The 21,227-nt window shown below is 35.8% G+C and carries 11 protein-coding genes and 2 pseudogenes; 8 read left to right on the top strand and 5 right to left on the bottom strand.

From position 1 onward, the window contains the following. The first annotated feature begins 27 nt into the window (after positions 1-27). The 4 genes from Q4496_RS14025 (at position 28) to Q4496_RS14010 (ending at position 5,200) form a co-directional block, all read left to right on the top strand. Positions 28-1,611, top strand: a complete 1,584-nt coding sequence (locus tag Q4496_RS14025; protein WP_215971559.1) for an FMN-binding glutamate synthase family protein — start codon at positions 28-30, stop codon at positions 1,609-1,611. A gap of 148 nt (positions 1,612-1,759) precedes the next feature. Continuing rightward, positions 1,760-2,668, top strand: coding sequence for a YeeE/YedE thiosulfate transporter family protein (locus Q4496_RS14020; RefSeq protein ID WP_215971558.1), 909 nt, complete (start codon positions 1,760-1,762; stop codon positions 2,666-2,668). A gap of 174 nt (positions 2,669-2,842) precedes the next feature. Next, positions 2,843-3,190, top strand: a complete 348-nt coding sequence (locus Q4496_RS14015; RefSeq protein ID WP_215971557.1) for a DUF2282 domain-containing protein — start codon at positions 2,843-2,845, stop codon at positions 3,188-3,190. A 387-nt stretch (positions 3,191-3,577) separates the two neighbouring features. Further along, complete coding sequence (locus tag Q4496_RS14010; protein WP_215971556.1) at positions 3,578-5,200, top strand: methyl-accepting chemotaxis protein; 1,623 nt, start codon at positions 3,578-3,580, stop codon at positions 5,198-5,200. A 190-nt stretch (positions 5,201-5,390) separates the two neighbouring features. Here the strand turns inward: Q4496_RS14010 and Q4496_RS14005 are convergent. The 3 genes and pseudogenes from Q4496_RS14005 to Q4496_RS13995 all read right to left on the bottom strand — a co-directional run bounded on the left by Q4496_RS14005 (position 5,391) and on the right by Q4496_RS13995 (position 8,046). Further along, positions 5,391-6,279: pseudogene (locus Q4496_RS14005) on the bottom strand (LysR substrate-binding domain-containing protein). A 191-nt stretch (positions 6,280-6,470) separates the two neighbouring features. Continuing rightward, positions 6,471-7,589: a PQQ-dependent sugar dehydrogenase gene (locus tag Q4496_RS14000; protein ID WP_303610681.1), complete on the bottom strand. Its 1,119-nt coding sequence runs from the start codon at positions 7,587-7,589 to the stop codon at positions 6,471-6,473. After that, positions 7,579-8,046: a hypothetical protein gene (locus tag Q4496_RS13995; protein ID WP_215971554.1), complete on the bottom strand. Its 468-nt coding sequence runs from the start codon at positions 8,044-8,046 to the stop codon at positions 7,579-7,581. Before Q4496_RS13995 ends, Q4496_RS14000 begins: the two co-directional genes overlap by 11 nt. A gap of 483 nt (positions 8,047-8,529) precedes the next feature. Between Q4496_RS13995 and Q4496_RS13990 the strand changes: the two genes are divergently transcribed. Together Q4496_RS13990 and Q4496_RS13985 are read left to right on the top strand one after the other, a co-directional pair. Next, positions 8,530-10,890 carry a CHASE domain-containing protein gene (locus tag Q4496_RS13990; protein ID WP_303610680.1) on the top strand — a complete coding sequence of 787 codons (2,361 nt, stop codon included), beginning with the start codon at positions 8,530-8,532 and terminating at the stop codon, positions 10,888-10,890. 152 nt (positions 10,891-11,042) lie between these two features. Beyond that, the gene (locus tag Q4496_RS13985) at positions 11,043-12,722 is read left to right on the top strand and encodes a B12-binding domain-containing radical SAM protein (protein ID WP_215971552.1); all 1,680 of its coding nucleotides are present in this window, start codon (positions 11,043-11,045) and stop codon (positions 12,720-12,722) included. Positions 12,723-12,780: 58 nt separating this feature from the next. Here the strand turns inward: Q4496_RS13985 and Q4496_RS13980 are convergent, their stop codons facing one another. Then, positions 12,781-14,886: a S9 family peptidase gene (locus Q4496_RS13980; RefSeq protein WP_303610679.1), complete on the bottom strand. Its 2,106-nt coding sequence runs from the start codon at positions 14,884-14,886 to the stop codon at positions 12,781-12,783. Between the two features lie 282 nt (positions 14,887-15,168). Here Q4496_RS13980 and yiaY point away from each other — a divergent pair, with 282 nt between their 5' ends. After that, on the top strand, positions 15,169-16,317 hold the full coding sequence (yiaY, locus tag Q4496_RS13975; RefSeq protein ID WP_303610678.1) for an L-threonine dehydrogenase: 1,149 nt from the start codon (positions 15,169-15,171) through the stop codon (positions 16,315-16,317). Between the two features lie 136 nt (positions 16,318-16,453). Here yiaY and yddG read toward each other — a convergent pair. After that, a pseudogene (yddG, locus tag Q4496_RS13970) lies at positions 16,454-17,374 on the bottom strand (aromatic amino acid DMT transporter YddG). A gap of 548 nt (positions 17,375-17,922) precedes the next feature. Here yddG and Q4496_RS13965 point away from each other — a divergent pair. Beyond that, positions 17,923-21,060, top strand: a complete 3,138-nt coding sequence (locus Q4496_RS13965; RefSeq protein ID WP_303610677.1) for a S8 family serine peptidase — start codon at positions 17,923-17,925, stop codon at positions 21,058-21,060. Positions 21,061-21,227 lie beyond the last annotated feature (167 nt).

The raw sequence follows: 21,227 nt of genomic DNA, 5'->3' as shown, positions 1-21,227 counted from the left end.
AAATTTATAAAAGAGGAACCTTACTCCATGACTATGCGTCAAATGTTCATCGCATTCATGTTTACATCAATTATATTATTAATTGGTCTATCTATGATCTCTACCAATTGGTTGTGGGCCTTGGTTATTTTAGGCCCGATAAACTTAATTGGTTTATACGACATATTACAAACAAAACAATCTATTCGTCGCTTATATCCGGTATTTGGGCGGTTTAGATATTTACTAGAATCTGTTAGGCCAGAAATTCAACAATATTTTGTTGAGTCTGATACGAGTGGAACACCTATTTCTCGAGAATTTAGATCGTTAGTTTATCAACGCGCTAAAGGTGATAGGGATACAAGACCATTCGGTACTATTTTTGATGTTAATCGTGCGGGTTATGAGTGGGTAAATCATTCAATGCAACCTAAACATCTTACTAATTTTGACCCTCGTGTTAAGTTTGGTGGTCCTGATTGCTCCAAACCCTATATGTCTTCTGTGCTTAATATTTCTGCGATGAGTTACGGTGCATTAAGTAAAAATGCCATTATGTCACTCAACCGGGGCGCTAAAATTGGCGGTTTTTCACATAATACCGGCGAAGGAAGTATGAGCCCTTATCATTTAGAACATGGTGGAGATATTGTTTGGCAAATTGGTACCGGATATTTTGGTTGTCGTAATGAAGCAGGCAATTTTAATCCTGAAACATTCAGAAGAAATGCCACTAAAGATGTTGTAAAAATGATAGAAATTAAACTTTCTCAGGGGGCAAAACCAGGCCATGGTGGTATTTTACCTGCGGCTAAGTTAACTGAAGAAATAGCGGCCATTCGTCATGTTCCTATGGGGTTTGATGTTGTTTCACCGCCAGCACATAGCGCTTTTTCAACGCCAACAGAGTTATTGCTTTTTGTTAAAACGTTAAGAGAGTTATCGGATGGAAAACCGATAGGATTTAAATTGTGTATAGGCCGACGTGACGAATTTTTAGCTATTTGTAAAGCGATGATAGCAACGGGTATTACCCCTGATTTTATTACCGTTGATGGTGGTGAAGGCGGTACTGGTGCAGCACCAACTGAAATGACAAATTCGGTAGGTACACCGATAAAGGATGCATTGATCTTTGTAAATAATGCGTTGATAGGGTTTGGCCTTAGAGACAAAATGCGTATTATTGCGTCAGGTAAAATGTTTTCAGCATTTCATATATTAAGAGCAATGGCTTTAGGTGCAGATACAGTGAACTCTGCTCGTGGCATGATGCTATCTTTAGGTTGTATTCAAGCACGTACTTGTAATACAGATAATTGTCCAACAGGAATAGCAACGCAAAATCCATCTCGAAATAAAGCAATTATTGTGACCAATAAAGCGCAACGTGTTGCTAACTTTCAACGTGAAACGGTTAAAAATTTAGTTGAGTTAGTTGGGGCTGCTGGTTTGAACGGTGTCGATGAACTTGAGCCTAAACACTTAAACCGTAGAGTTGAAGGAATAAATATTAAAAGTTATGAGCAGCTTTATCCTACCATTAAAGCGAATAGCTTATTAGAAGACGTTAGTATGCCTGAAAGCTGGCGTTATGATATGGCACAAGCAAATGCAGCTTCTTGGTAAATATGTCAATCGTTAATTATTCAAATGAGGCTAAATGCCTCTTTTGTAAGTATATAACCAATATAAATTTATAATTATATGTGTAAGTGTCAGGCAGGTTTAAAAATTTATCACTTCTATTATTGTTTATTTAATCGCAGGATAAAATATGTTGTTTATTAGCGTTTTTATATGCGTTTGTTTTTTAGGGTATTTAGCTCAAACAACAGGCTTATGCATGGTTCGAGGAGTAAATGAATGGCAAGCAGGTAATAAAGAATTTTTATTAGCCATTATTTTTAGTGGCGTTTTAGCTTGGGTTGGCGCTTATTTTTCTCAGTTTTTTGATATCAAATTTACTTTTTGGACTCACGCTTTAAGTGGCTGGTTTGTGCTAGGCGGCTTTATATTTGGTTTAGGCGCTGCGTTAAACAAAAGTTGTGGGGTATCTACATTAAGTCGATTAGCACGTGGTGACTCTAGAATGTTTGCCACTATTTTAGGGTGGTTCGTTGGCTGGGTGCTACTCGCTTGTTGGCCGCCAAAAATAGAGGTAGTACGTAGCTCTTTGCCTGGTGAGATTAGTTATATTCCACTTATTCTCATTACAATAGCTATTACTATATGGGGTTTAGTTGGTGATAAAAAAAGAAAAAAGCTTTGGTTTGGTATGATGGGGATAGGGCTACTTTCGGGGTTTATTTTTCTTTACCAACCTCAATGGCCACCAAGTGTTTTATTGCAACAAATAAGTTTAGCCTTGATTAATGGTCAAAATAATAATTGGCCATTAATAGAGCAGTATCTATTTTTTATTGCTATGCTTTTAGGTATGTTTTTGGCAGCATGGCGGACAAAAAGATTTAATTTTATTCCTGCTAATGTTAGCTATTTGGCGAAACATTTATTTGCTGGAACACTCATGGGAGTTGGGGCTTCAATAGCCATGGGAGGTAATAGTGTGCAGTTATTACTCGCACTACCTACACTTTCTCCTTCGGGGTTCGGTGCTGTCGCAGGAATGTTATTAGGGATTTGGGGTGGTAGTTATATTATAAAATGCTTTAAATGGAATTAATGGGAATAAATTGTACTATTTTTTTATTAATTCTGTATTTATGGCTATCTATCTGAAATTTTTTATAAATAGTATAGGTCTATTTAATTGATAAAACGGCGATATGCTTGTCGCTATTGTATTGGTTTATAAATAATCTTAAAAAACAAAAATATTTTAATTTGGAGTATAAAAATGAAAAAAGTAAATTTAACTAAAGCTTTATTAGTGGGCGCATCAGTAGCAGTATTAAGTACAGGTGCAACGGCAGGTCCAAATAGCCAATTAAAAATTGCAGATGGTGCATCACCAAAAGTACAAGAGCAACTTACTAAATGGTTAGCTGGTGATAAAGTTCGTGGCCGTAAAGATAAATGCTTTGGTATTGCTTTAGCGGGTGAAAATGATTGTAAAGCGGGCGCAGGTACTAGTTGTGAAGGTACTTCAACGTCAGATTTTCAAGCGAATGCATGGACATATTCACCTAAAGGCACATGTGAATCAATTGTAACGCCGAATGGTACTGGTTCGCTTAAAGGTTAATCTATAAAGTTAGCCAAGCTTGATAAATATTTTTCCTGGGATTTTCTAGGACTAAATTAAGTGCAGGGGATATTAAAAACCTGCACCTTGATTATATTTTATTTCTATCTATGCAAGCATGCACCTCAAATAATTATTGTTATTCGAGCTGTTGTTTATGTCAAGATGAAAATCCACTAATCAAAAAATTAAGTGTATGTGGCTGTTAATTATAGGTACATAGTCACTATATCATCACTGTCAAAATCAAACCTTCATAAACTTCTATATAAAAATATAGTTGATTTGAATAGTGATCAAGGCATGAGAACCTGATTAACAAGATACTTAGCATCTGAATTTTTCAAATCGATTTTTTTATTTAATTTATAAACAGAAGGATTTTCTATGTTTGATAATTTGTCACTAGGAAAACGTTTGGCCGCTGCTTTTTCTATTGTAATTGTTATTTTATTAATTATGACCGGCTTAGCTGTTAAGCAAATGCGATCGCTATCTAGTTACACTGAACTTCTCTATAAACATCCTTTCGCGGTTAGTGTCGCCATTGCAAAAGTAGAAGGCTCTATTACCGGCATGCATCGTTCTATGAAAGATGTTGCGTTGGCAAATTCATTAGAACAAATTAATCAAGCGGTTGCGGATGTGGCGCATATTGAAAAAGAAGCACTACAGTATTTTGCGGTCTTGAATGAACGTTTTCTAGGTGATCAGTCAGAAATTAAAGCACTACAAGAAAACTTTATGAACTGGAAACCAATCCGAAGTGAAGTAATTGTTTTGATGAAAGAGGGTAAAAGAGCAGAAGCGAGACAAATTACAGAAAATGAAGGTGAGGCGCATATTCGTGATTTAAATAACCGTCTGTTAAAGCTTGAGGATTTTGCGACAAATAAAGCTGATGAATTTACCATGAATTCTTTAGCACAAGGTAAATCAGCAATTACAAATTTAATTATATTGGTGACAGTAGCTGTAATTTTGGCGATATTACTAAGTTGGAAGATTACATTATCAATTTTAAAGCCTATTGGTGGTGAACCAAGAGATATAGAAATACTCACACGTAAAATTGCTGATGGCGATTTGAGTATGCAGTTTGAACATACAGGAAAAGAAACTGGTATTTATTCAGCAATGCAACTCATGGTTGGTAAACTTAAGGCCATGATGAAACAAATATCAGATTCTGCAGATTCTCAGGCAACCGCGTCTGAAGAGTTAGCGTCAATTTCAGTTCAAACCAAAAATAATATTTCAGATCAAGGTCAAGCAACAGAACAAATTGCAACAGCGATCAGCCAAATGCATGCTACCGCAGAAGATGTTGCTAATAATACAAATGTTGCTGCTGAAGCAACGGAAGCTGCTCGTTTACTTGTTGATGAAGGCACTTTGAAAGCTGAACAATCTTCGATAGGTGTTAAAGGATTAGAAAGTGATCTGGATAACACATCTATCATTATCTCTGAGCTTGCTGATAACACAGAAGAGATTACTGAAATACTTGCTGTGATAAAAGGTATTTCAGATCAAACCAATTTACTGGCGCTTAATGCTGCTATTGAAGCTGCTCGAGCAGGTGAGTTTGGCCGAGGATTTTCAGTAGTTGCTGATGAAGTACGTACCTTAGCGTCTAATACGCAAAAATCGGCTGCTGAAATTGAAGAAAAAATAAGTAAAGTACAAGAAAGTGCAAAGGCTTCTGTAGAGTCAATGAAAATTGGCCGTCGTCAAGCAGGCACTATTGTATCGCAAACAATGGATGTGCAGCAGGCTCTAGCTGAAATAAAAAATGCTGTTTATCAAATTATTGATATGAATTCACAAATTGCCAGTGCAGCAGAAGAACAAAGTTGTGTTGCAGCTGAAGTGGGTAAACAAGTTGTTGAAATAAAAGATTTATCACATCAGACAGGTATTGGCGCTGAAGAAATTAAAATTGCTACGGAAGAGCTTGCTCAATTTGCTGTACAGCTTAATAATCATGTTACGCAATTTAAAATCTAAGCAATTTTATAAAAAAATTTATCATATACGATAAATTGTACTGGCAGTGATCTAAACATTGCCAGTTTTTTAAATATATTCAAGCTGTGTTGTCTTCAATAATATTGTGAAATGTTTCAATTGATTAAAAGTATCATAAACTAATTTCAAGTTAAAATAGTCTATGTGCAATATCAGCTAGGTTTGTAGTTTAATAACTGACATTTGCTTGAGTTAACACGCCTTTGTTAATTAGTTGTGTAAAAACATCACGGCATTTAATTTTTAAATGTTCTCTAAGCAGTCTTACTGCGGGGGGTAATTGTTTGTCTGCTTGGACAAATTAGCCATAGCTCTGTCGGCTTAGGCGCAAAGTCCTTTAATATCGATACAATATTATCATTCAGTAAGTCATGTGACATATCTAAGCTAGACTTAGTGGCTATACCTTTACCATTTACACACCAACGTCTTACCAGTTCGGCATCATTTAAAGCACGATTACTTGGCATTTTTACTTTCATTAACTTTTCTTGGTGAGTAAATTCCCAAACATCATGAATAATGTCATGAAGTTGATACAAAAGGCCATTATGGTTAGCTAAATCATTAGGGGGTGTTGGTAAGCCATTATTTTCTAAGTATTCGGTTGTTGCACAAATCACACGGGGTACTTTACAAATTTTAAAAACATAGAGATTTACATCATTGGGTGTTCCATAACGTAAAGCGATATCAACAGGATCACGGTAGAAGTCAATATTACTATCGCTGATATGTAACTTCACACTAATGCCTGTATGTGTCTGCATAAACTCATCAAGCCATGGTAAAATTAAGTTTCGACCTAAATCAGAGGGGACTGAAATTCGTAGTTCACCATCAATAACGTCTAAATCGTCTTTTACACTTTGTTTTGCCAAATTAAGCATTTGTAATGCTTGTTCACAGTTTGGAATGTATTTTTCACCAGCAATTGAAAGTCTTAAGTGGCGGGTAGTTCTGATAAATAGCTCAACCCCTAACGCACGTTCAACTCGTTTAATTGCAGCACTTGCTGTCGCTGTTCGCATATCTAAACTTTCTGCTGCGGCTGTGATACTGCGAAAAACTTAAGAGCAGCTCATCAAGAACTTGAGTCAGGAAAATCAATCGGTAAAATAGTATTAGAAGGCTTTTAAAGGAAGCACTATTTATCAGTAAAGGGAAGAGCTGAACTATTGTTGAGCTCTAAAATCTGGTAAAAATTTAATTGATTGAAATTATGTTATTAGTGGCTTTAGCTTAATTTTTATAGGTTAGGAGATAGCTTTAATAATTGTCCTTGTTCGCTGTCTGTTAAAATATACAAGCAGCCATCGGGGCTTGTTCTTATATCTCTTATTCGCTGTTGGCGCTCAGCTAACAGCGTTTCTTCTGCAATCACTTTATTATCATCTAGGCTTAAACGTCGCACACTTTTTCCTGCGAGAGCGGCAATAAATAAGTTTCCTTGCCACTGTGGAAAAATATCACCTTGATACTCGGTCATTCCAGCAGGCGCAATTGAAGGTATCCAATAGGTAACCGGTTGCTCCATGCCTTTTGCTTCGGTAAAAGGTGAAATTAACGCCCCTGAATAGTCGATGCCATAACTAATAGCAGGCCAGCCGTAATTATGACCTGATTTAAGTAAGTTTAATTCATCACCCCCTTGTGGGCCATGTTCATGGAGCCAAACTTCTCCCGTTTTACTGACTAAAATAGCTTGTGGATTACGATGACCATAACTGTATATTTCAGGCCTTACATTATTTTGATGAACAAATGGATTATCTTTAGGAATGCTGCCATCAGTATTAATTCTCAGTACTTTTCCTAACATGCTTTGTAGGGATTGTGCTTGTTCACGGAAATTAAAGCCGTCACCTGCTGTAATTAGTAGCGTACCATCAGGTAAAAAGGTCATTCTTGCGCCATGATGATGTGGCGTATTTCTACTTGAACCTGTAAATATCACTTTCTGATGTTGTAATGACAGTCCTTGTAATGTAGCACTCATTACAGAAACAAAATTGTTGCTTTTTGTGCCAGCACTGTACGAGATATAAAGTTTTTTATTTTTTTCAAAGTCTGGATCTAACAAAATATCGAATAAACCTGCAGGGCCATCGACATAAATATTAGGTAAGCCAGAAACGGATTTTTCAAGTAGCTTACCTTCTCTAATTACTCTTAAGACGCCTATACGTTCAGTCACTAACATATCATTATTAGGCAAAAAGGCGATCGACCAAGGATATTTCAAGTTTTCGACTATCGTAGATACCTTGTATTCTTTGTTTTGTGTTTCCGCACAACTAATAGTACTGGTAATCAACATACAGAAGCTCATGCAGAGTTTTTTTATTGTCAGGGTATTATTGTTCATTATTATTTCCCAAGTAACTAGGTTGAGCAGCAGAATGTGATGTTAAAAAGGCAAATAGCCATGCAGAAATGATACAGCAGCAAGTCGTTAAAAAGAGTCCTAGAGGAGTTCGTGCCGAAGCGATTGGCGTTAATCCCATAACGTATTGAATGAGATGAATTGTTATAGGAAAAGAAGTGATTCCCACGCCAACATACCAAAGAATTCTGTTACCTCCAATCAATTGATAAGCATATTTAGCAATAATAAAACCAACTAAAAAACCAATAGAAATCAATAGGTACAAAGCTGGCGCTAATCCAAGTAGATCTTCAATGGTAGCATTGACCCGTATTTCTGTAGAAATACTAAGTCCAAATGATTGTACCTCAGCTAATATTATTTGAGTAGACACAATAGAAACAAGCAGAGTTGCTAAAAATGTACTAAAAATAAATAACATAATGGTTTTTAACATAATTAGGCCTTTGCTGATATTTGCGAGATAAGTACATAATATAAGTACACAATAGGTTTTAAATGATTAAAGGTACATTATTTATTAATTTAATGAGTACAATTTTGAAATAAAACTTTAATCTTCAGTGAATTATTTTACTTGAAATTTTATTGAATAAAATAAGTTCATATATGTGTAACGTTAATTCAACTCAGTTTAAATTTTTTATAAATTTAAGTTTTATCGTGCTAATTATTTGAATAGGGTCTACTGTTATATCGAGTTGTATTTAATTATTTAGAACATCGGATGAGTGAATATAAGCGAGCGGAGCACTGTTAATATATTTAATCATGGCTTAGAATTCAAAAAATTAGCGCAAAATTATTCATCAAATTAATTTTTGTTAAATAGCATTTTTGATTTTGCGATACACAATGATTGAGTTTATCCAGATGAATCAGTCATTGAATGCAATCAGTATTTAGGCACAAAAAAGTAATGATGAATAAAACAAAAACTTTTTCTAAAAATATAGGTCGTTTAACCCGCACAACAGTATTAAGTATTGCTGTACTTACTTTAGGGCTTTCATTAACAATAATAGAATGGCGTAACGCGGTTGATGTAGTGTTTATGGAAGACCAATTACGTTTTGAACAAGAGACTGATAAGAGTCTCTTGAACATACAAAAACAGATGGAAACCTATCAGCAAGTACTGCGAGGGATAAAAGGATTGTTTGTTGCCTCAGATAACGTTAATCGTACTGAATTTAAAGCTTACACTGAAGAACTTGCACTAGAACATACCTATCCCGGTATTTTAGGGGTTGGATTTTCCCTTTCTATTGCACCCAGTCAACGTGCAGAGCATATAGCGAGCATTCGTGCGGAAGGATTTCCAAATTATGTGATGTTGCCTAAAGGGGAGCGAGAACAATATACTTCTATAATATATCTTGAGCCATTTAGCGGAAATAATTTGAATGCTTTTGGCTTTGATATGTATTCAGAAAAAGTCAGACGTGCAGCAATGGATAAGTCTAGAGCTACAAATAAGCTAGCGCTTTCGGGTAAAGTAAGTTTGGTACAAGACGTCGATCGTGGTCCTATCTCAGGAGTCTTGTTATACCTACCTGTTTACCAGGATAATGACGAGCAGGTTGGCGTAATCCCCGAAAATTTATATGGGTGGGTTTATGCTCCGTTTAGTATGGACATACTGATGGAAGGGATTTTATCCGATAAACTAAAGATTAATTTAAATATATATGATGGCACGGTCATAAATAAAAAGACGCAACTATATTCTTCAATGAAAAATGCGCAAGAATTTGAGGAGATGGCGTTTCAGCAAACGGAGCAACTAGTTATTGCTCAGCGAATATGGACTGTTGTGTTTTCAGCAGATAAGAACTTTGTTCAGTCTCATGTTAATACTGAAGGAATCATTGTTTTATTGATAGGTAGCTTATTTTCATTATTACTAACATTAGTTGTTTGGTCTTTATCTACTAGTAAAAATCGTGCTGAAGCAAAAGCAGAATTCATGAATAAAGAACTTTCAGAAACAGAGTTTCGATGGAAGTCGGCATTGTCTGGTGCCGAACATGGTGTTTGGGATTGGGACAACCTTACTAATAGTGTCACTTTCGATACTAAATGGAAGTCTATGCTTGGCTATGCTGACGATGAAATTAAAAATGAATTTTCAGAATGGAAACGCTTACTTCATCCGGAAGATTGGGAACGTGCTGAAGTAGCAATTGCAAATTTTGTTAGTGGTAAAACGAATATTTATAATCTAGAGCAAAGGCTTCAAGCGAAAGATGGTAAGTGGATATGGATTCTTTGTCGAGGAGACGCGGTTAGTTGGACTGACGATGGGCGTGTTGCCCGTAGTATAGGAACTCATACCGATATTACTGAGCAGAAAAAATTAGAACTAGCACTTACCGAAAGTGATCTACGCTTTCGAGGTGCATTTGAAACAGCAGCAATGGGGATTGCACTTGTAGGGCTAAATGGTGAATGGATTGAAGTGAATCCGTCTTTGCTCAATATGTTGCAATACAGTGAGGAAGAACTCCTTAAGTTAACTTTTCAAGATATTACTCACCCAGAAGATCTTAATTTAGATCTTGAACATCTAACGGCACTTGTTGCGGGAGAAATAAAAAGCTATCAAATGGAAAAACGGTATTTCTGCAAAGATGGCTCTATTGTTTGGGCGTTTCTTAGTGTATCTATGGTAGTTGATATTAAAGGGAAACCAGTTCATTTCGTTTCTCAAATTGAAAATATTACTGTTCGTAAGGAACTTCAAAAACAAGTATTACATCAAGCAAGTCATGATGAATTAACAGGGTTACCTAACCGTCGATTCTTAAAAGATAGACTAGCGCGTACTTATGAATTAAGCCGTCGATATAAGCGACCATTTGCGCTTATGTATATTGATGTTGACCATTTTAAACTCGTTAATGACGAATATGGTCATGATGTTGGCGATGATTTACTTATATGGTTATCAAGTAAATTAAAGTCGTGTCTGCGAGGGACTGATACGCTAGCCCGTCAAGGAGGAGATGAGTTTGTCTTAATCTTATCAGAAATTAAATCTTCAGAAGATGCTACTTTAATAGCTAATAATATTTTTGAAGCGATTAGTGATGTATTTTCCAATGGTATTCTGAAGCGACAAGTATCGTTGAGTATTGGTATTGCTATTTCTGATCCTGCAGGTGATGATTCTATTGAAGATTTACTGAGAAAAGCCGACATAGCGCTGTATCAAGTAAAACGTGCAGGCCGAAATGCTTTTAAACATTACCAAGATGGTGACGATAAATCATCATGATGAAATATAAATACTCATATTGAATGAATATGGCTAGCAAAGATATCTAACACTATTCAGTGACATTGTTGATGTGAAAATAAGATTACTGAATAATGTGAGCAATCAACGTATAATTGCAGTCATATTAATAAAAGCAGTTAACACATAGAATGGCAGAGCAAAAGCATCACCCTGAACTCAAGGTTACGCAAATTCATTTAACTGATGATAATAGTGAACTATTAACATCGCCTGTGCCAATAGAGTCTATTCAAAATACTCACCAAGCCTCTTTAGAAATAAATGATAGAATAGCTAAATCTTCACCTAAAATTGTATTAGCAACACTTAACGCACGTTATTTTCACACAAGTTTTGGGCTACGTTATCTTTATGCCAATTTACAAGAACTACAGCAATATTGTGAAATAAAAGAGTTTATTATTCAAACTCGTCCCATTGATATTGTCGAACAAATATTGGAGACAAAGCCTGATATAGTCGGTTTTGGTGTCTATATTTGGAACATAGTGGAAACAACCGATGTTGTTAATTTATTAAAAGTGATTGCACCTGAAATAAAAATTATTTTAGGTGGTCCAGAAGTTAGTTATGAAACTGAACAACAAGCAATAGTTCAGTGTGCAGATTATGTATTAACAGGGCCTGCCGATTTAAGTTTTTATCAGCTTTGTAAAGATATAATCAACAATACGCCACCAAATAAAAAAATAGTTCACTCGAAACCGGTTGAGTTAAAAGAATTAGCGCTACCATATGAGTATTATACCGATGAAGATTTGACCCATCGTTTACTTTATGTTGAAGCGTCACGGGGCTGTCCATTTAAATGCGAGTTTTGTTTATCATCTTTAGATAAAACATCAGTACCTTTTGAAATAACGGTATTTCTTGAGCAAATGGACATTCTTTATCTACGAGGTGCGCGTAATTTTAAATTCATTGATAGAACCTTTAATTTAAATATTAATACCACAATGCATATTATGCAGTTTTTCTTAGACCGCATGACTGACGATCTTTATCTACATTTTGAAGTGGTACCTGATCACCTTCCTCGAAAGTTAAAAGAATTATTAGCACAGTTTCCTGAAGGCAGTTTACAATTTGAAATTGGCATACAAACCTTTAATACCGAAGTTCAAAAGAATATTAGCCGTAAACAAAATAATGCAAAGTCGAAAGATAATTTAATTTGGCTAAAAGATAATACTCATGCGCACATTCATGCTGATCTGATTTTTGGTTTACCAGGCGAAACCTTCGACACTTTCAAAGATAGTTTTAATCAGCTTTATCATTGTCGTCCGCACGAAATTCAAATGGGTATTTTAAAACGCTTAAAAGGTAGCCCGATTATTAGACATACAGAAGCTTTTGATTTGAGGTTTAATCCTTTACCGCCATTTAATATATTAAGTACTGATAGAGTAAGCTTTTCTACCATGCAACGTATTAACCGCTTTGCTCGATATTGGGACATGATAGGTAATTCAGGACGTTTTAAGTACTCATTACCGCATATATTGACTGATGAGCCTTTTGATGATTTTATGGCGATTACCGAATGGATTTTTAATAAAACAGGGCAAATACATAAGATTAATTTGAAAAAATTATTTGAATTGATTTCACAATCAGTCGAAGCGTTATATCCAGAAAAACATCAATTAGTCATTAAAAAAATTGAGCAAGACTATGATGCAGCTAAATTAAAAAGCCTTTTTAGTGGGCTTAACCTTTATGCCACTCCACAAGATAAATTAACACAAGTTGACCCCATAATTAAAAACAAAGCGTTAAAACGCCAGCAACAACATATGAGTTAACCACCATTGTTAGTTGCTGTAATTTAGACATTTTTAACGTTCAACTTATTATTTTGTTCTATTCTGGTAATAGCGAAATAAAGAAACTCATTTCTAAAGCAACTTCTTTTAAGCGCTTAAAGCGTCCAGAAGCACCGCCATGGCCTGCATCCATATCTGTTTTAAACAATAATATATTGTCGTCTGTTTTCAGTTCTCTCATTTTTGCCACCCATTTCATTGGTTCAAAGTACTGAACTTGAGAGTCATGTAAGCCTGTCGTTACCAGTATATTAGGGTAATGTTGCGCCTTAATGTTATCAATAGGCGAATAAGCTAAAATATTTTTGTATACTTGCTCTTCGTTTGGATTACCCCATTCGTCATATTCATTGGTGGTTAGTGGGATCGTTTCATCAAGCATGGTAGTTAATACATCTAGAAATGGTACATGCGCGCCAATACCTAAATATAGCTCAGGGGCTTGGTTTACTATGGCTCCCATTAATAAACCGCCTGCGCTTCCACCTGAAGCAAATATTTTATCTTTAGCACCATATCCTTGAGTTACTAATGCTTTAGTAACATCAATAAAATCATTAAAAGTATTTTGCTTATGTGCCATTTTACCTGTTTCATACCATTGTCTACCTAACATTTCAGAGCCACGAATATGGGCGATAACATAGACAAAGCCTCGGTCTAACAAGCTTAAGGTTTGGCTAGAAAAATTAGGATCTATAGTGATACCATAAGCACCATAACCGTATTGAAGGAGTGGGTTAGTACCATCTTTTTTGAACATATCCGTGCGATAAACAATTGATACTGGTATTTTTACGCCATCACGAGCCGTAATAAATAAACGCTCTGATTGATAATGGTCTTTATTAAAATCACCTAAAACCTTCTGTTGTTTTAACAGTTTTCGTTCACCAGTTGCTAAGTTAAATTCATACAAAGAGCCAGGTGTGGTCAAACTAGAATAATATAACCGTGCGATTGCACTGTTTGGCTCTGGGTTATCACCCAAGCAAGCAAAGTAGCAAGGATCATCAAATGATAATGGATACTGATTACCAGCATTAGTACCATTAATTGTGTGAACGATAAATCTAATCTGACCATTTTCTCGCTCAGTGGTTATGATAAAGTTATGAAATAATTCAACACCCTCTAATAACACATTTTCTCGATGAGGAATCACTTCTTGCCAGTGATTTATATCATTAATTTTATCAACCGCAACTTTCATTAGCTTAAAGTTTTTAGCTTGGTAGTTACTGACAATATAAAAATATTCTCCCATTTTATCCGCATGATATTCATGTTGCTCTTGATAAGGCAGCAATTCGATAAACTCACCATTTGGCTCATTTGCATTAAGAAATAGATAGTGAGTAGACTCCGTGGCGTGTAAACAAATGTAAAGTTGAGAATCGTCTCTACTTTTATCTAAACTCATATAAAAGCTATGATCTTTTTCTTCATACACAAGAACATCATCAGATTGAGGTGTACCTAGCTTATGACGGAAAACCTGTGTACCCAATAAGGTCTCTAGATCTTTTTTTACATAGAAAACGGTTTGATTATCATTAGCCCAAACAATTTGTCCTTCAGTTTCGACAAGGACATCTGATAAATATGGGTTTGGAAAGTCTGCAGGCTTAGTTAAATCTTTAAAGTGGATGGTATAAATACGACGGCTGTCGGTGTCTTCAGATACCGATAATAGTTGATCATTAGGGCTGATAGACATATCACCTAAATCATAAAACTCATGACCTTTAGCTCTTTCATTTACATCTAATAGTAGATGTTTGTTATCACCTGAAAAGCTTGTTGAACGATAATGATTTGAAAATTCTTGTTCACCATGAATTTCGCTGTGATACCAATATTTTCCATCTTTTGCAGGCACAGTATTATCGTCTTTTACTACGCGAGCTTTGAGCTCTTCAAAAAGTAGCTCTTGTAATGGTTCTTGCTCTGACAGCATAGCATCAGCATAATTATTTTCACTTGCAAGGTGCGCCAAAATACTTTCATCGCTGCGTTGATCATCTCGCATCCAATAATAATTATCGATCCGTTGATGATTATGAATTTCCATTTTATGTGGAATTTTTTTAGCTATTGGCGCGGTAATGTTTTTGTTTGATTTAAGTGAAATTTTTGGCACTAAGTGCTCCTATATAATTAACCTGATCTCTGGTTGAGTAATCTTGTATTGATAATTAAAAAACTAATGGGTAAGTCTATATATATTTTACAAACTAAGCTTTAAATTTTTCTATAAGTGTTGGAGCTTTTGTTGTTTATTGGATGATAAACAACAAAAGATATCGGACTTTTAGGCATAACGGTAGTGAATGATAAAGATATATTTTAGATCAATTAATTCATGTTCTTTTTATGGTACAAATAACTATTGGTTTTATCAGGTTCACTAAAGGAGAATTTCATGAGTACATCATTTTATATGCCAGCGTTAAATGTTATGGGTAGTGGCTGCTTAGTCGAGGCGATTAATTATATAAAAGATCAAGGATTTAAGCAGGGTTTAATTGTTAGTGATAGTGTATTAAGCAAAATAGGTATAGTAAAAAAATTTACTGATTTACTCGATAAAGAACAGATATCGAGTGTTGTTTTTGATCAAGTACATCCTAACCCAACTGTCAGTAATGTTAATGCTGGATTAGCTATGCTTAAGCAAAATGATTGCGATTTTGTCGTTTCGTTAGGTGGTGGTTCACCACATGATTGTGCTAAAGGTATTGCTTTAGTTGCGAGTAATGGTGGCCAAATTGCAGATTATGAAGGCATAGATGTATCTAAAAAGCCTCAGTTACCTTTAGTTGCGATTAATACTACTGCGGGGACAGCATCAGAAATGACTCGTTTTGTTATTATCACTGACGAAAAACGTCATGTAAAAATGGCAATTGTTGATAAACATACCACGCCAATGTTATCGGTCAATGATCCTTCTCTTATGGTTGGTATGCCAGCATCATTAACCGCTGCAACAGGTATGGATGCTTTAACACATGCTATTGAAGCATATGTTTCTACAGGCGCAACACCCATTACTGATGCTGTTGCTCTTAAAGCAATTGAGCTTATTCAAGTAAATTTACCAACAGCAGTGGCAAATGGCGAAAATATTGAAGCAAGAGAACAAATGGCTTACGCTCAGTTTATGGCAGGTATGGCATTTAATAACGCTTCATTAGGCTATGTTCATGCGATGGCTCACCAATTAGGTGGTTTTTATGATTTGCCTCATGGCGTTTGTAACGCCGTTTTATTACCACATGTACAACGCTACAATGCAAAAGTATGCCCTGAACGTTTGAAAGATATTGCGAATAGTATGGGGGTAAATGTTTTTAATATGTCTGCAGAGGAAGGCGCAAACGCTGCCATTAGTGCTATTGAAACATTAAGCCAAAAAGTAGGAATCCCGGCTGGTTTAATAGAGCTTGGTGCGAAAGACGGTGATATAAATTTATTAGCTGAAAACGCGTTAAAAGATGTGTGTAGCCTAACTAACCCCAGACAAGCAAGCCACGAAGAAATTTGTAACATTTTTCGTGCAGCCATGTAAAGCTACTAGACAGAATGAGTGACGTTTAGGTTTGTTTGATTAAAATCTAGTAAAAAATATATAAATTATAAACCAAGCATTAACTGAGTAAATATTTATATTTGCTCAGTTAAAAAATTTGATCTGGCTATGCCTGTTATGTAAGTACGATATCTTTACACTTTGGGCTTTTTTCTCTGGTAACAAAATAACAAATTAGTGAGCCGAGAGTGACTAAAAATACACCTTGCCAGAATGATTGGCTGAGGGTAATAGATAAATAAAAAGCAGAAATAATAGTAGAAAAAACCGGTGTAAAATAAGATATGGTACCGAGTAGCATCAAATTACCGCCTATAATCGCTTTATTCCACAAAGCATACCCGCTACCAATAACAATGCCAGCAATTAACAGAATGACAGTAGAGCTCATTGAGAATGTTAATGGCGGCTCGTTACTCAAGGCATATTGAATCCACAATGTAATCGCAGTTGCAGTAATAAATAAGGTGATCGCATTTTTACCATTACTCAGTTTTTGGGTGATTATACAGTAAACAGACCAGATAAATGCCGCTGAAAAAGCCATTAAATACGTTATTGGGTTATCAGAATAATTATTCATTAAAACAGCAACTGAAACATCATTATCGCCAGTTATACACCATGCGACACCAACAAAAGCAATTAACACACTGGAATAAACCCAGAGACTTACTTTTTTACGGCCTGAAAACACCGTTAATAATATGGTGATAGCAGGCCATAAATAATTAATAACAGCCATTTCCATTGCTTGATGTCTGGTATTCGCCATTCCCAAAGATTAGGCAAGGCAAACTTCATAAGATACAAATAATATAGCGCCAAGAATAAGGTAACGAGGTGGGAAATCCTTTAATTTTGGTAATCCCATTATTAGCATTAAAAATATAACGCTGATCGAATATATCATTGCTGCACCACCAATGGGACTAAATATTTCTGAAACGTCCCTTATAAGTGCAACGAGACAACTCCAAAGTAATATTGCCGCTATTCCACAGATCGTATATTTATTATTGCTGAAAAATGTCATTGTAAACCTAAAGCCACACTTAATTATTACTCGTTAAATTAACAGTAATTAATTATTTACACCATTAGGACAATAAAGAACTGATAAATTAGTGAAATACTTACTCTTTGTCTGAAAATTATGTAAGTATTTGTGTCTATAATTTAAGCAGTATAAACACTTTGTCAGGTTATTTTACATAAATCATAAAGAAACAAAAACATTACTTAGAACTTTATTTTGTTTAATTTGATTTTATTGTTCTTAATTTTGTTTTTTATTCTTTTGTTGTCATTAAAAACGCTATCGTTTGTTTTATATTCGTTTAATATAAGATATAAGTGTAAAGTTTTTTTACACTTGTTTTACGTTTGTATACTTTTGTAACATTTTTATTACCTTGTTGTAATGAATTTCATAATTTTGCAACAAAGGCATTGTTATTGCTTCATTTTATTATCGCTAATTACCTTGGTATGGAAGAAAGTATATTTTTTACATACTGGTATGTAAGGTAAAGATAATAATATCTATGTTTAGCGAATAAATAATAATAATTGGAGTAATAAATGCAACTTAAACGATCCATGATAGGAAGTGTCATTACACTCATTTTAGCAACGTCCGCGAATGCTAATGAAGTGATAGTAGATAGCAGTCGATTAGTTCTTGCGGGTGAAAATTTAACGCAGGCTACAGAAAGTAAAAGCTATATTGTACAAATTAAAGGGCAAACAGGTGTTGAACAAGCTCGAAATATTGGTGAGCTACTACCTAGTAACCAGCAAGTAGCTGTTGCTGGCAACAACTACAACGCGAATACACCTGCAATGGTTGCTTATCAATTAGCATTAGAGTCAAAGCAAAAAGCTATTGCTAATGAAATAGGTGCCATTGATATCAACTATTCATTTAAGCATACCTTTAATGGTTTTAGTGCCATATTGTCACCGACACAAAAAGCAGCATTAGAATCTCATCCAGACGTTGTTGGTGTTTGGGAAGATAAAGTTCAACGTGTTTCCACTGCAAATACACCTGAATTTTTGGGGCTAACCTCAGGCAGCGGTCAACATTCACTCGGTATTAAAGGTGAAGATGTTGTTGTTGGAATTATTGATACCGGTATTTGGCCAGAAAACCCGAGTTTTTCTGATGATGGCAGCTATAGCGACCCTTCAACACTTGGTTGGTTAGGTGCTTGTGATTCAGGTTTAGATGAAACCTTTAATTGTAATAATAAACTTATTGGTGCTCGATACTTCAAAGACTCTTTTGAAGCTGTTTATGACATTCAATATGAATTAGGTGAAGTTGAGTCTCCAAGAGATGCGGCTGGTCATGGTAGTCATACTGCTGGTACTGCCGCAGGTAATGAAGGTGCTGCGAGTTCCATTAATATTAATGGCTATGAAGCTAGCACAGGTACGGTTTCTGGTATGGCTCCTAGGGCGCGTATTGCTGCTTATAAAGTATGTTGGAATGACGCGTACAAAGATCCTATTACAGGGGATGATGAAGCCGGTTGTTTTTACGGTGATACCATGGCGGCGATAGATCAAGCCGTTGCTGATGGTGTCAATGTTTTGAATTATTCAATTGGCGGTAGTTTAACTGATTTAACAGTACCACCCACAGCGGCAATGCTACGCGCAGTAGATGCAGGTGTTTTTGTTGCGGTTTCTGCAGGTAATAGTGGTCAAGATGGACCTGAAACTGTTGGCACACCAGCTCCTTGGATAACTAGTGTTGCGGCTTCAACTTATGATGGTACTGCTATAACACAAGGTATAAAAATTTCATCACGTGATCCAGAAGAGATTATCGTGGCGGCTGAAGGGGCTATCACTAAACCATTAGGCGAAACTGGTGCTATTATTGGTAATGTAGTGGTTGCAGAGCCTTTATTAGCCTGTTTTGATAGTGGTTTAGCTACAGCGCTTGATAACTCTGCCGAAATCGCAGGTAAAATTGCGTTAATTAGTCGTGGTTCTTGTGCGTTTACCGAAAAAGTTGAACGTGCTCAACTTGCTGGTGCGACCGCTGTTATTGTTTATAGCACAGATGATACGCCTATCGTTATGGGGGGTGATGGTACTTTTGAAATTCCAGGTTTTATGATTAGTAAAAGTAATGGAGAATCACTCAATGCAGCGATTACTGGCGGGGAAGTGCTTGAGGTGACAATGTCACCAGAAATATTCTCTCCAACACCAGTGATTGGTAATATAATGGGAGACTTCTCTTCTCTTGGGCCAAACACAGCAAGTTACGATATTATTAAACCTGACATTACAGCGCCAGGTGTTAAAATATTAGCCGCTTATAGTGAAAACCCTGTCAGTAGTGCTGTAGGTGATTCATTTAGGTACTTACAAGGTACTTCAATGTCTTCTCCTCATATCGCGGGAATCGCGGCATTATTTACAGAGTCAAATAGCACTTGGTCGCCAGCACAAATAAAATCAGCGATGATGACCAATGCTTATCAAGATGTTATGAAACCTGATGGTATCACACCTGCAGATCCTTTTAATTTTGGTGCTGGTCATGTTGACCCTGTTGCCTCGTTAACTCCAGGGTTACTGTATGATGCGAATACTGCTGACTACCTTGCTTTTTTATGTGGCATAGGTAATGACACTTTTGTTGCGAGCATGGGCATTGAGTGTGATGCATTAACTGCAGCTGGATTCAGTCTTGATCCTAGTCAATTAAATTTACCTTCAATTGGGATTGCAGAGTTACAAGCACCAGAAACGGTTACTAGAACTGTTTCAAATGCTGCAAATAGTGCATCAAGTTATACAGCAACAATTGAAGCGCCTGAAGGAATTGATGTGCAGTTACAAACATTTGATGCTAACGGTGCTGTTAACCCGAGTAACACATTGGATGTTGAAGTAGGTGGTAAGGCAAGTTATGCATTAACATTTGCAAAAACAGCATTAAGTGAGAATGATGTTTGGAAATTTGGTGCAATCACTTGGACTGATAATGCTGGTCATAGTGTCCGTAGTCCGATTGCGATAAAAGCGGTTGCAGATACTAATATTGAAGTGCCTGCTATTGTTTCTGCTCAATTGCAGCGAGGACGTTATAGTTTCCCTGTAAAAACAAACTATTCAGGGGCTATATCTATTGACTATGCTGGTTTAGTTGCGCCATTTGGTGCAAATGGTACAGTCTCTCAAGATTCAAACGGTTCTTATGATTTTAATGAACCTGGATTAGGTTTTCATGGCTTTCTTGTTCCAGAAGGTACAAAAGTGGCACGTTTTAGTTTACGTGGTGGTTTAGTTGATGCAGCTGACGCTAATTTAGATATTTACTTCTATCACTGTGTAGCATGGAGCTGTAGTGCCGTTGAAAGTGCTGTTTCAGAAGATTCAGATGAAGACATTATTTTAACAAATCCTGCTCCAGCAAATAATGGTGACAACGGCGATTTATATATTGCTTTTGTTCATGGTAAAGACTTAAAAGGCGCAGCTGAAACAAACTATACAATGTTAGGCTGGGTAGCTGATCAAGCTGAAAGCACTACACGTATAACATCAAGTCGCAGAGCGATAGAAGGACGTTATAATTATACAACCATTTCTACTTCTCGTTTAGATGCAGGAGTTATTTATATGGGTGCGATTACTTATTATAATGCTGACGGTGAAGCTGAAGGTACTACTGTACTTGAATTAGGAAACTAATCACTCGCTTTATAAATAAATATCAATACTGTTTATTTGTTTAAATAGTAAAATAAATAAAAACCTCATTGGCGTAATTCAATGAGGTTTTTTTATGTTTAAAAAAATATTTAATAATAATCTTGTATACATTTTCTTACTATACAAGTAACGAAAAATAATAAGTT

Source organism: Colwellia sp. 5_MG-2023 (genome assembly GCF_030547795.1).
Classification (GTDB): Bacteria; Pseudomonadota; Gammaproteobacteria; order Enterobacterales; family Alteromonadaceae; genus Colwellia.
The sequence above is the reverse complement of the archived record's forward strand: the minus strand, read 5'-3'. Positions and strand labels throughout refer to the sequence as shown.